Annotated in this window: 12 protein-coding genes; 8 read left to right on the top strand and 4 right to left on the bottom strand. The window is 65.7% G+C overall.

The window, feature by feature from the left end:
• Window positions 1-84 precede the first annotated feature (84 nt).
• Window positions 85-855, bottom strand: a complete 771-nt coding sequence (locus AC3ZI9_RS01170; protein WP_444554534.1) for a GntR family transcriptional regulator — start codon at window positions 853-855, stop codon at window positions 85-87.
• 355 nt (window positions 856-1,210) lie between these two features.
• Between AC3ZI9_RS01170 and ehuB the strand changes: the two genes are divergently transcribed.
• From ehuB to AC3ZI9_RS01150, 4 genes are all read left to right on the top strand, one after another.
• Window positions 1,211-2,155, top strand: a complete 945-nt coding sequence (ehuB, locus tag AC3ZI9_RS01165) for an ectoine/hydroxyectoine ABC transporter substrate-binding protein EhuB (protein WP_444554533.1) — start codon at window positions 1,211-1,213, stop codon at window positions 2,153-2,155.
• Window positions 2,156-2,238: 83 nt separating this feature from the next.
• The gene (gene ehuC / locus AC3ZI9_RS01160; protein WP_444554532.1) at window positions 2,239-2,967 is read left to right on the top strand and encodes an ectoine/hydroxyectoine ABC transporter permease subunit EhuC; all 729 of its coding nucleotides are present in this window, start codon (window positions 2,239-2,241) and stop codon (window positions 2,965-2,967) included.
• Window positions 2,964-3,632: an amino acid ABC transporter permease gene (locus tag AC3ZI9_RS01155; RefSeq protein WP_489923747.1), complete on the top strand. Its 669-nt coding sequence runs from the start codon at window positions 2,964-2,966 to the stop codon at window positions 3,630-3,632. Before ehuC ends, AC3ZI9_RS01155 begins: the two co-directional genes overlap by 4 nt.
• A 46-nt stretch (window positions 3,633-3,678) precedes the next feature.
• On the top strand, window positions 3,679-4,464 hold the full coding sequence (locus tag AC3ZI9_RS01150) for an amino acid ABC transporter ATP-binding protein (protein ID WP_444554562.1): 786 nt from the start codon (window positions 3,679-3,681) through the stop codon (window positions 4,462-4,464).
• Window positions 4,465-4,561: 97 nt separating this feature from the next.
• Here the strand turns inward: AC3ZI9_RS01150 and AC3ZI9_RS01145 are convergent, their stop codons facing one another.
• Window positions 4,562-5,779 carry an ABC transporter permease gene (locus AC3ZI9_RS01145; protein WP_444554530.1) on the bottom strand — a complete coding sequence of 406 codons (1,218 nt, stop codon included), beginning with the start codon at window positions 5,777-5,779 and terminating at the stop codon, window positions 4,562-4,564.
• Window positions 5,776-6,795 carry an ABC transporter ATP-binding protein gene (locus AC3ZI9_RS01140; protein ID WP_489923746.1) on the bottom strand — a complete coding sequence of 340 codons (1,020 nt, stop codon included), beginning with the start codon at window positions 6,793-6,795 and terminating at the stop codon, window positions 5,776-5,778. The genes AC3ZI9_RS01145 and AC3ZI9_RS01140 overlap by 4 nt, the downstream gene beginning before the upstream one ends.
• 236 nt (window positions 6,796-7,031) lie before the next feature.
• Here AC3ZI9_RS01140 and AC3ZI9_RS01135 point away from each other — a divergent pair, with 236 nt between their 5' ends.
• From AC3ZI9_RS01135 to AC3ZI9_RS01125, 3 genes are all read left to right on the top strand, one after another.
• Entirely contained in the window at window positions 7,032-8,318 is a 1,287-nt protein-coding gene (locus AC3ZI9_RS01135) for an aspartate kinase (protein WP_444554528.1), read from the top strand.
• A gap of 72 nt (window positions 8,319-8,390) precedes the next feature.
• Entirely contained in the window at window positions 8,391-8,927 is a 537-nt protein-coding gene (locus tag AC3ZI9_RS01130) for a nucleoside deaminase (RefSeq protein ID WP_489923745.1), read from the top strand.
• A 515-nt stretch (window positions 8,928-9,442) separates the two neighbouring features.
• Window positions 9,443-9,862, top strand: coding sequence for a hypothetical protein (locus AC3ZI9_RS01125; protein WP_444554526.1), 420 nt, complete (start codon window positions 9,443-9,445; stop codon window positions 9,860-9,862).
• Here AC3ZI9_RS01125 and AC3ZI9_RS01120 read toward each other — a convergent pair.
• The gene (locus AC3ZI9_RS01120; RefSeq protein ID WP_489923744.1) at window positions 9,859-10,857 is read right to left on the bottom strand and encodes a D-2-hydroxyacid dehydrogenase; all 999 of its coding nucleotides are present in this window, start codon (window positions 10,855-10,857) and stop codon (window positions 9,859-9,861) included. The two genes, AC3ZI9_RS01125 and AC3ZI9_RS01120, sit on opposite strands and share 4 nt — an antisense overlap.
• Before the next feature lie 65 nt (window positions 10,858-10,922).
• Here AC3ZI9_RS01120 and AC3ZI9_RS01115 point away from each other — a divergent pair, with 65 nt between their 5' ends.
• On the top strand, window positions 10,923-12,194 hold the full coding sequence (locus AC3ZI9_RS01115) for an aspartate aminotransferase family protein (protein WP_444554524.1): 1,272 nt from the start codon (window positions 10,923-10,925) through the stop codon (window positions 12,192-12,194).
• Window positions 12,195-12,196 lie beyond the last annotated feature (2 nt).

The following is a 12,196-nucleotide window of genomic DNA, read 5'->3' as shown; positions in this document are numbered from 1 at the left end:
GATCCCCGGCAGCGGTTCCGGCGCGGCTCGGCATGGGTTTCCTGCATAGGTGCCCGGTGGTACCGGCTCCACCCGTGGAAGCGCTCAGGTCGCGATGGGTCCCAACTGCTGGCCCTTTCCGGGCTGTTCGACGGCGGCCGTGGCCACCGTCGCAGCTGCCCGCCCGGTCAGCCGGTCCAGGGTGTCCCGGAAGTGTTCGCTGAGCTGCTCCACCGCGGCGTCCCCCCGCCCCGAAAGCACCAGCTCCAGACGCTGTCGATGCACCTCCCCCACGTCGGTGCGCACGATATAGCCCCTCGGGTGTCCCAGGCTGGCGATCCGGGTCTCCATGACCAATGACGTCATGTAGTGGGCCATCCGTAGATTCCCGGCGGCCCGTACTGTTTCAAAATGCAAATCCAGGTCCGTGTCCCCGATGGCGCGCGGGGACCCGGGAACCTCCTTCCCGGCTTCCCAATGTTCCAGCCGTTCCAGCAGCGCCATGACGGTAGCCAGGCGCCCCCTTCTGGCATCGCGGCCCGCAAGCCCGGCCAGGGTGCGTAGAGCGGCCCCTTCGATGACCAGACGGGCCGCGTAGAGGGACTCCAGATCGTCGACGCCGACCGTGGCCACCTTCAGCCCCTGTCCCGGGCGGGCGATCAGCAGCCCGTCCTGGACCAGTCGTTGGGCGGATTCACGCAGGGATCCCCTGCTCACGCCCAGTTGTTGGGCAACGATCGACTCATGGAGTTGGCTTCCCGGCAGAAGTAGTCCTTCATAGATCGCATTGCGCAGCTCGGTGGTGATCAGGTCGACCGTGGAAGACCGTTGCACCCGTGCCATGTTCGGTGCCGTTGAGTGGTGCCCCATGGGCATTGGAAGTTCCCTCTCTGCCGCCCTCGGAGTGCGACGACTGGTCCCTGTGAGGGGCATGCCACCGCATTCGCGGGTGTTCGATCGTAACTTAATCGTGATTGTGGAGTACTTCACGGACTTTTTCTTGAGCTGAAGGACCCAAATTCCGCGGGATTCCGCGGTTTAGGCATCATCGAACCTTGATTGTTGACAATCCAACGTCTGGAAAATCGGATTGTCAATTGACTATTTCATGACTAGCGTGATTCACACCACTCAGTACCAACCGGTCGGGTCCGCCCGACGTCGGTCCGTTCTCCTAGGGGGAGGCTGGACCGTCGCCTTCCGGTCAATGCATCCCTGAAAGAGGTACACCATGATCCGCAGTATCCGTCGCAGGTCCCTGCTGGCCACCGGCGCCGTCCTTGCTTCCGCTTCCCTCGCCCTGAGCGGTTGTGGCGGTTCCACGACCACCGACAGCGAAGCAGGCGGCGAAAGCGGCGCCGTGGAGGCCGGGTCCGGCCACCTGCAGGAGCTGAAGGACCAGGGCTCCATCACCGTTGCCATCGCCGGCGAGGTCCCCTATTCCTATGAAGAGAACGGCAAGCCCACCGGCGCAACCATCGCGCTGGCCGAGAAGATCTTCGGCGACATGGGCATCGACAAGGTCGATTCCAAGCTCGTGGACTGGAATTCACTGATTCCCGGTCTGAAGGCCGGACGCTTCGACGCCGTCAGTGCCGGCATGTCGATCCTGCCCGAGCGTTGCGCCGAGGCCGACTTCGCCGATCCGGAAATCATGTACACCACGGCCGTGATGACCCAGAAGGACAACCCGAAGGGTCTCGACGACCTCGACACGATCAAGTCCAAGATGGACAACGGTGAGAAGGTCAAGCTCGCCGTGCTCGCTGGCGGCATCGAAGCCGGCTACGCGAAGTCGCTGGGTCTGAAGGTCCAGTCCGTTCCCGACGCACAGACGGGCATGGACACCGTGGACAACGGTCGCGCCGATGCCTTCGCCATGACCGCGATCTCGCTGACCACCATGGCCAAGGACAACCCGGATGCCAACATCTCCGTCGGCGACCCGTTCGTCCAGGAGATCGACGGCGTCAAGCAGCTCGGTGCCGGCTCGACCGTCTTCGCCAAGGGCGACGACGAACTGCGCGAGGCCTACAACGAGGGCCTGGCCAAGGTCACCGAATCCGAGGACTCCTACCTGGATGTCGTCGGTGAATTCGGCTTCACGGCAGAGAACCTGCCGCCGAAGGACATGACCACCGAACAGCTCTGTGAGGGTGCTCCCGACGACGAGTAATAGCAACATCTCGCTGCGGCCGGCCTTTCGGCCGGCCGCAGCGCTGCTAGCCCGTCCCCCGCACCAGAAGGAGCCCATCCCTCGTGGACGAGAAATTTGCCGCGATCGGCGAGGCCATGCCCCGCCTGCTCGACGGTCTCGTAGTCACCATTGAGCTGACGATCTTCGGCGCCATCGCCGCCTTCATCCTCGCCGTGATCCTGGGTCTGGCAGCAGCCAGCCCCGCCAAGGGATTCCGCATCCCCGCCCGCGTCGTCATCGAGTTCTTCCGCGGGACCTCCCTCGTGGTCCAGGTCTTCTGGCTCTTCTTCGTCCTGCCTCTGCTGGGCATTGACCTCCACCCGATGCTGGTCGGGGTGATGGCCCTGGGCCTGAACTACGGCGCGTACTCCGCCGAAGTCGTCCGCGGCTCGATCCAGGCAGTACCCACGGGGCAGTGGGAGGCCACCACCGCGCTGAGCCTCGGTCCCATCCAACGCATGCGCCGGATCATCTTCCCCCAGGCCTGGGCCCTGATGATCCCCTCGTTATCCAGCCTGCTGGTCCACCTGATGAAAGGCACCGCCATCGTGGGATTCATCACGTTGGCCGATCTCACCTACCAGCTCGAACAGGTCAAACGCACGGCAGGAACCCTCTTCACCTACGGAGTGGTCGGCATCCTGAGTTACTTCGTCTTCGCCCTGGTCCTCATGTACTTCATGAACGCGCTGGAGCATCAGGCCAAGCACAAGCTCGGCCAGGGCAAGTCGCTCTGGCGGATACTCTCCCCGGCGCCCCCGGCAAGCACCCCGGCAGGAGGTGCCTCATGATTGGCATTTCCGCCGCCTTCGAATGGCACTGGAGCGCTGCCGCGGAAGTCCTGCCCACGCTGCTGACGCAGTTCGTGAAGGTGACCCTGTTGGTCACCGTCCTGGGCACCGTGATCGCCTCGATCCTGGGGCTGGTGATCGCCATGGCGATCCGGGTTCTGCCCCGTCCGCTGTCCGAGGCGGTGAAGTGGATCGCGAACGTCATCCGGATGACCCCGATCATCATCCAGTTGCTCTTCGCCTCCTACGCCTTCCTGTCCTTGGATCTGATCACGATCGGTGTGATCGTCTACGGGATCCACTACGCGACCTACATGTCCGAGGTCTACCGGGCCGGCATTGATTCGGTACCCAAGGGGCAGTGGGAAGCCACCACCGCCCTGTCGATGTCGACGCTACGGACCTGGACCGCGATCATCATCCCGCAGGCCCTGCGCGCGACCATCCCCGCCTTGGGCAACTACGCGATCTCGATGTTCAAGGACACCCCGTATCTGCTGGTCATCGGCGTCGTCGACATGGTCAACGCCGCCAGGATCTACGGTGGTGACACCTACCGGTACACCGAAGCGTTCACCCTGGTGGGCATCATCTTCCTGCTGGCCAGCTACCCGACCTCACTTCTCATTGGCAGAGTGGAAAAGCGCCTTGCCTACAAAACCTGAGTCAACAGCCACCCAGACGGCAGGTGCCGGCGGCGCTGGCTCCCCCGTGATCGACTTCCGCGATGTCGAGAAGGCCTTCGGCGACAACGTGGTGCTGCACGACCTGAACTTCAGTGTCCAGAAAGGCGACAGGGTCACCCTCATCGGTCCCTCGGGTTCCGGCAAGACCACGATCCTGCGTCTGGTCATGACGTTGGAGGAGCTCACCGGCGGATACATCTTCGTCGGTGGTGAGCCGCTGACGCACGAGGAACGCGGTGGCAAGCGGGTCCCCGTCAGCAAGAGGAACCAGAAGCGCATCCGCCAACGGATCGGCATGGTCTTCCAGCAGTTCAACCTCTTCCCCAACATGACCGTGGTGGAGAACATCATCGAAGCCCCGGTGCATGTGCTCGGACAGTCCAAGCGCGAGGCCACGCTGAAGGCCAAGGAGTTGTTGGAACGGGTCGGTCTCTCCGATAAGGCCGGCGCCCACCCGACGTCGCTCTCCGGTGGACAGCAGCAGCGCGTGGCCATTGCCCGGGCCCTGGCCATGGACCCGGAGATCCTGCTGTTGGACGAAGTCACCAGTGCCCTGGACCCGGAGATCGTCGGCGATGTGCTGGGCATCCTGCGCAATATCGCCGAAACCACCGATATCACCATGCTCATCGTCACCCACGAGATGCAGTTCGCCCGTGATGTCTCCAACCGGGTGCTGATGTTCGATGGTGGAAAGATCGTTGAAGAGGCCTCGCCTTCGGTCATGTTCAGCGATCCGAAGCACCAGCGCACGAAGGACTTCCTGCACGCCGTGCTCGGCGACGGCGAAGACACCATCGGCACCCGCTAGTCGCGCGGGTGTTCCCAGGGGGATGGGAACACCCGCGTCCATACCACCGCCCACGCGGCAGCATTGCGGCCGGGCCCCTCACGGGGCCCGGCCGTTCTCATGCCAGCCGGCTCCCCCGCGCGAGCTTCTTCACCGGAGTACGCAGCCGGCGACGGCCCGACTCCAGCAACCCCGCGGCCAGCACGACCTGGACTCCCAGACCCAGCGGCCAAAGCGGGGCGGTACCGGCCAGGTCGGTCTCATCAACCACCGGCTGTTTCACCCCGTCGAGGCAAGGGTCCATCGCCGCGGCGCCGCGCTGTGATTGACGGACGATGGAACTGACGGCCTCCATCGGCCCTTCCCCGTAATAATCGTCGGCTGCTGCCCGGGGCTTCACCGGGGCCGCGTCGGCGACCACCACGAAGGGGTTGGCCGCCAGCAGCCACGTGTTCCGTTCGGTGTGGTAGACGGTGATCCGGGACAGTGACTTGCCACAGGTGAAGTCCTGTCCGTCGTAGTTCATCACCGCCTTCTCCTCGATCTCGGCGAAGTAGGCTTCCTGGTCCTCGATGACCTCCCCGTGGGCGTCCACCGCTTCGCCTTGGTCGTTGTACTGGACGTCATCCCAGGGGTCGTCGGGCCAGATCTGTTCGGAGGCCATGGCCGTTCCCTTGACCAGTTGGAAGCTCAACCCGTAGATGATCACCGTTCCCAGCCCCAGCAGGGCCACCACCAGATAGCTGGCGACGATCGCGAACAGCGGCCGTGCCGAGCGGGCGGAAATACCCACCCCGATCGCGCAGGCGATGCCCAGTTCCACCGCGGTCAGCAGCACCAGCACCGGAACGGCGGGAAGGTAGACGTCCCCATAGGTCATCGCCCAGATGATCATCGGGACCGAGACCAGCAAGAAGGCCAGCGAGGAAACCCAGGCCGCCAGCCATTTTCCACAGAGGATCTGCCCCGGGGTGAGCAGGGTGTTCTGCAGGATGGCCAGGGTCCCGCCGGCGCGGTCGCCGGTGATCGTATTGGCCGACAGTGCCGGGGCCACCAGCAGACCGAAGAACAGCACGAACCCGATGACCAGCTCGAACATGACCTGCCCGAAACCCTCTTCGGATCCGGCGGTCCACGCGGCCAGCCCGGCGACCAGTGCCGTGACGACGAACCAGACGGCCAGCATCACGTACCAGCCGCGTGAGCGCATCCGCTGCCGGCTTTCCAGTTGGAAGACGGTGCCGGCTCCCGCCCAGAAGCCCAGTGCGGATCCACTGCGCCGTTCTCCGCCCCGGCCCTCGTCGTCGGGGCGGCGCGTGGTCGTCGAGGTACTCATGGCCGGGGCTCCTCTGCTGGTGTTGGACGGGTGGAAGGATCCGAGGAGGTGGTCACGGCGCGCAGATAGGACTCCTCCAGGATCCCCGCGGCGGGCGCGAAGGCCACTACGGCCACCCCGGCGGCGACGAGTTGGCGCAACAGGGCCGCGGCTTCCGCCACCGACCCGAGGAGGACCACGGCCGCTGCCCGCCGGGTTCCTGCCGGAAGGACGAATTCGATCCCGGCGTGCTCCAGGGCGTCGGTCAGCGCTTCGCGGTCCAGGGCTTCGATGGCATAGCGGCGCCCTCTGGTCCCCGCATCGTCGACGCGTTGTTCGCTGACGGTCCGGCCGGCCGCAACGAAGACCGCCCGGTCGGCCATCTCGTCGAGTTCGGCCAGCACATGGGAGCTCACCACCACGGTGCGTCCCCGCCCGGCCAGCTCACGCAGCAGGGTGCGCAGTTCGATCCTGGCTCCCGGGTCCAGCCCGGAGGCGGGTTCGTCCAGCAGCAGGACCTGTGGATCATTGACCAACGCCCTGGCCAGGGAAAGTTTCTGCTGTTGTCCCCGGGAGAGGACGCGGGCCGGTCGGGAGGCGAATTCGTCAAGCTTCACCAGCTTCAACAACTCATGGGCCCGGGCGGCGGCATCGGCCTTGGACGCTCCGTAGAGCCGGCCCATCATCGCCAGGATCTCGTGGACGGTCAGCTCCTCCCAGACACCCAGGGTGTCCGGCATCCAGCCGAGCCGGGCCCTGGCCGCCCGCGGATCATCGACCGGATTGATGCCGCAGATGCTGATGCTCCCGGAATCGGGGGCCAGCAGCGAGGAAAGCATGAGCAGCAAAGTGGTCTTGCCCGAACCGTTGGGGCCGATCAATGCGGTGACTTCCCCGGGCCGCGCCGTGAAATCCATGGCCTCGACCGCGCGGACGGTTCCGAAGGAGCGGGCCAAGCCGATGGCAACCACCCCCGTTCCGGCCTCCGGTGTCCGTGCCGGAGCACCGCCGTCGTACTGGGTTTCCTGGATGCCCATCACCCCTCCTGACAGACTGCGCCACGGTGGCTTCTGCCCCGTGATCGTGCCGATCATCCTACGTTGGTTCGTGGCAGGGGGAGTCACCCCACGGGATGATCCCGGGGCGAATCATGACGGTTCACGGTCACTCGAACACGGCACCACGCCGCAGCCTCGTTACACTGGTTAAGAATGTGCCCGGCCGGCTCGGCGGCCGGCCGTCTTGTCCCCAACACCGTGGAGTGTGCAAACGCATGAGCCTGATTGTCCAAAAGTTCGGCGGTTCGTCGGTCGCTGATGCCGAAGGCATCAAACGCGTCGCGGCCCGGATCCTCGCCACCAAGGAGGCCGGGAACGACGTAGTCGCCGTGGTTTCGGCCATGGGTGACACCACCGATGAGCTGCTTGATCTGTCCAATCAGCTCACCGATTCACCCCCCGCCCGCGAAATGGACATGCTCTTGTCCGCCGGTGAGCGCATCTCCATGGCCCTGCTGGCCATGGCGATCAACTCCTCCGGCAGCCAGGCGGTGTCCTTCACCGGCAGCCAGGCCGGCATGATCACCGATGCGGTGCACGGCAAGGCCCGCATCATCGATGTCTCCCCGCATCGCGTGCGCCAGGCCATCGACCGCGGCTACATCTCCATCGTGGCCGGGTTCCAGGGCATGAGCCGCGAATCCAACAACATCACCACGATGGGCCGCGGCGGCTCCGACACCACCGCGGTGGCCCTGGCCGCCGCCCTCGGTGCCGATTCCTGTGAGATCTACACGGATGTCGACGGGATCTACACCTCGGATCCGCGGATCGTGCATGCCGCCCAGAAGATCGATGTGATCTCCAGCGAGGAGATGTTGGAGATGGCGGCCAACGGAGCCAAGATCCTGCATCTGCGCTGCGTCGAGTACGCCCGCCGTTTCGGGGTGCCACTGCACGTGCGCTCATCCTTCAATGACCATGAGGGAACCTGGGTGCTGCCCAGCCCCGAAGACAACATCAAGCTCCAAGAGGGAGACACCATGGAACAGCCCATCATCTCCGGCGTGGCCCACGACCGTTCAGAAGCCAAGATCACCGTGGTCGGCGTCCCCGACGTCCCCGGCTCCGCTGCTGAGATCTTCGGCGTGATCGCCGGCGCCAACGTCAACATCGACATGATCGTGCAGAACATCTCCAAGGCCGAAACCGGCAAGACGGATATCTCCTTCACCCTGCCCAGCGCCGAGGGCGCCGAAGCCATGGCCGCTCTGGAAGCGGCCCGAGCCGATATCGGCTTCGAGGAGATCTCCTATAACGACCAGGTCGGCAAGCTCTCGCTGATCGGTGCCGGCATGCGGTCGAACCCCGGCGTCTCCTACCGCTTCTTCGAGGCCCTGCACCAGGCGGGAGTGAACGTGGACATGATCTCCACCTCGGAGATCCGTATTTCCGTGGTCACCGACGCCGAGCTGCTCGATACCGCGGTGCGCGCCGTCCACGGGGCCTTCGAACTCGATGGTGAGACCGAGGCAACGGTCCACGGCGGTTCCGGCCGCTAAAGCCTCCCGCAGGTCACGGGCCCGGCCTCCCCCTCACGAGGGAGGCCGGGCCTTTCCTGTTAGATTGGCGGCATGGACGCGAATACTTCTGCTGGCAACCACCGCGGCACCGGAACCAATGACCTCGGGCTGGATGAGACCGCCCGTGGCCATCTGCGCCGCTGCGTGGAGCTGGCCCGTGAGGCGCTGGACGACGGCGACCACCCCTTCGGCTCGGTCCTGGTCGACGCGGCAGGCACCGTCCGTTTCGAGGACCGCAACCGGGTGAAGGACGGCGACGACACCCGCCACCCCGAGATCGCCATCGCCCGGTGGGCGGCAAATCACCTCAGCCCGGCCGAACGCCGTGAGGCAGTGGTCTACACCTCGGGCGAACACTGCGCGATGTGTAGTGCCGCCCACGCCTGGGTGGGGTTGGGGACCATCGTGCTGGCTTCCAGTTCCGAACAACTCACCGCCTGGCATCGCGCATGGGGCGTGCCCGCCGGCCCGGTCGCCCCACTGCCGATCAATGCCGTCGCCCCCGGCGTTGAGGTGATCGGCCCGGTCCCCGAGTTCACCGCGGAGATCCGCTCCCTGCAGGCGCGGCTGGTTGGTATCGCCGAGTAACGATTCCCCCGGTCCTCCGCTACGGCCGCCCACACACCAAGAGATCGGCACCATCACCGGAAGACTCGAGTTCGAGCCAGGAACATCGCCCTGGGAACCGCACTGGCCCTGACCATGACCGGGTGCGTCGGCGGCTCGGCGAAACAGGATTTGGCATCCACTGAGGTCGACAACCTCGGGTAATCCACGTTCGTGGTCTCTCTCAGCCGATAGAGCACGGATCTTGGAGGAACCCACGGCGTGGACCTGGGGCACCTCTTCTGGAACGGCCCAGTGCGACGAAATCGTCTATGGGGCCAGCCGCGCCGCCGCCCCCTGTTCACCCACCGGGGACCCTGAAACCGAGCCCATGATCCTCGCGCAGTTACCGGGAACGAAGGACCACACCGAGCACGGAGCAGGTACCAGCAACATCGCCAACGAGAACGCAGTGGCCGCTGATGCACCCTGCGTGGACGGCGACGTCTACTTCATCTCCAACGTCGGTTCAGCTGCCCTGGGGGGAACCGAAACCGGTGCTATCCAGTGGGGATGCGAAGACCGGAGAGTATCAGCAGACACTCCTGGAGAACGCCCTACTCTCCACCGACCTGGAAACCGGAGAAACGACGCGCCGTTTCGACGTAGAGGGGAAAAGCACTGACTCGGCCTCGTCCACGGTGGTGTTCACCCCCACGGAAGTCGTCCAACTGGTGGATAACAACGATGGCTCCGAATTCCGCATCATCGGCTACGACCGGGACACTGGACAAGAGAAGTCCAGGACCGTCCTGACAGGCCTGGCCGACGAGCTGCCCCGCGACCTCATCCCCCACGGCTTCGCAGTGCGCCGCGAGCCGAGCTCCTTCCCCGGCCCCGCTCGCGGACTAGCCGGAACTCTTCTTGGCCCAGTGGGCGCTGCTATGGGTCACAGGATCGCTCCTGGCTGCCGTTAGGACGACGCCGGCGCGGTGGATACGTAGCCCCGGTCCTTATCCACCACGTTGGCCAGCTCCCTTCCGGCGATGTAGGCATCGAGGTTGGCCAGGAACTGGTCGGCCAGTTCGTCGCGCCAGCCGTGCACGTCCCCGCTCATATGAGCCGAGATGTGCACGTGGTCCATGTCCCAGAACGGGTGGTCCACCGGCATCGGCTCCACGGCGACGACGTCCAGGGACGCGGCGGCGATTTCCCCGGCCCGGAGTGCCTCGATCAGTGCCGGTTCGTCCACCAAAGCCCCGCGTCCGATGTTCACCAGATGGGCGCCGGGTTTCATCGCGGCCAACACCTCGGCGTTGACGATACCCCGGGTGGCCTCGGTCAGCGGTGCGGCCATGACCAGATGATCGGCCTCCCCCACCCGGTCCGCCAGCTGGTCGCTGGTGTACACGGTGCCGAAGTCGGGGTCGTTGTCCCGTGGTCTGCGTCCGGCCCCTTCGACCTGTAGTCCCACGGCCCGCAGCAACCGCGCGGTGGCCCGCCCGATGCCCCCGGTGCCCACCACAATGGCCCGGGACCCTGCGGTGCGGGTGAGTTCACGGTGTTTCCAGGTCCGTTCGCGCTGCAGGGCCTTGCTGCGGTGCAACTGCTTATCGTGGGCGAGCACTGACGCCAGCACGAACTCGGCGATTGGCTGGGAGAACGTCCCGTGGGCGTTGGTCAGCGTCACCGGGGCCTTCCGCAGCCCGTCGAAGAGCATGGCGTCCACGCCCGCTGCGGCGACATGCACCCAGTCCACCGTGCCGGCGGCATGCCAGGCGTCGCTGAGGGCGGAGGAGAAGAAGTCCCAGAGCAGGACGGCATCGGCGCCTTCGAGCGCCGCTGCCAGGCCATCGGCGTCGGTGACGACGACGTCGGCGCGCTCCCGGATCTCTGCCAGATTATGGGGTTCGGGAACGCCGGCGGCAGTGAGCAGTGCCAGGCGGGGACGGGGGGAATCATCGTGTTTCACGTCACCTACGCTACCGGCCCGAAAGATTGTTGACAATCTACCGAGGGGGCCTCCACGATGAGCATATGACCTCACTGAGCCCCCTGTTGAAGCAAGCGACCCCCGTAGTGGTCGACCACGCCCTCGGTTCCTGGATCTACGGCACGGACGGGAACGAGTACCTGGATTTCACCACCGGCATCGGGGTGGCCAGCACCGGCCACTGCCACCCGCGCGTGGTGGCCGCCGCCCAGGAACAGTGCGGCAAGATCATCCACGCCCAGAACACCACGGTCATGCATCAGCCATTATTGGAACTGACCGAAAAACTCGGCGAAAAGCTGCCGACCGGACTGGACTCGGTGTTCTACGCGAACTCCGGTGCCGAAGCGGTCGAGGCCTCGCTCCGCCTGGCCCGCATGGCCACCGCTCGGCCGAACATCGTCTCCTTCCAGGGCGGCTTCCACGGACGCACCGTGGCCGCGGCCTCGCTGACGAGCGCCGGCACCCGGTTCTCCGCGGGCTTCGCCCCGCTGATGGCGGGGGTCCACATGGCCCCCTTCCCGTATGCCTACCGCTACGGTTGGGATGTGGACACCGCCGTCGACTTCGCCCTGCAGGAACTGGATTACCTGCTGGCCACCCGTACCGCGCCCAACGACACCGCGGCCTTCATCATCGAACCGGCGCTGGGCGACGGCGGCTATCTGCCCACCCCGCCGCGCTTCCTTGAGGGTCTGCGCGCCCGGGCCGACCAGCACGGCATCCTGCTGATCATCGACGAGGTGCAGGCCGGCGTCGGACGCACCGGAAAGTTCTGGGGCCACCAGCACTCCACCGCGACCCCTGACATCCTGATCACCGCCAAGGGCATCGCCTCGGGCTTCCCGATCTCCGCCATCGCCGCCTCCACCGAGCTGATGTCCAAGGGCTGGCCCGGTTCCCAGGGCGGAACCTACGGCGGCAACGCGGTCTCCGCCGCTGCCGGGGTCGCGACCCTGGCCGTGGTCGAGGACGAGTCGCTCGTGGAGAACTCCCGGATCCGCGGGGACCAGCTGCAGGCCGGATTGAAGGATCTGCAGGCCCGGTTCCCGGCGATCGGCGACGTGCGCGGACTGGGTCTGATGCAGGGCATCGAATTCAGCACCGCCGACCGTGCCCCCGACGCGGCGACGGCGGCGGCCCTGCAGCAGGAGACCACCGCACACGGTCTGCTCACGCTGACTTGTGGCCCGCACGGAAACGTCGTGCGGCTGATCCCGGCCCTCGTCGCCACCGCCGAGGAGATCACCCTCGGACTGGAACGCTTCGAGGCAGCACTTTCCGCCGTAACCGAACGCTCCCTAAGCCGGACGTAGAC

The sequence above is a fragment of the Arthrobacter sp. AOP36-F1-5 genome (assembly GCF_058137995.1).
The sequence above is the reverse complement of the archived record's forward strand: the minus strand, read 5'-3'. Positions and strand labels throughout refer to the sequence as shown.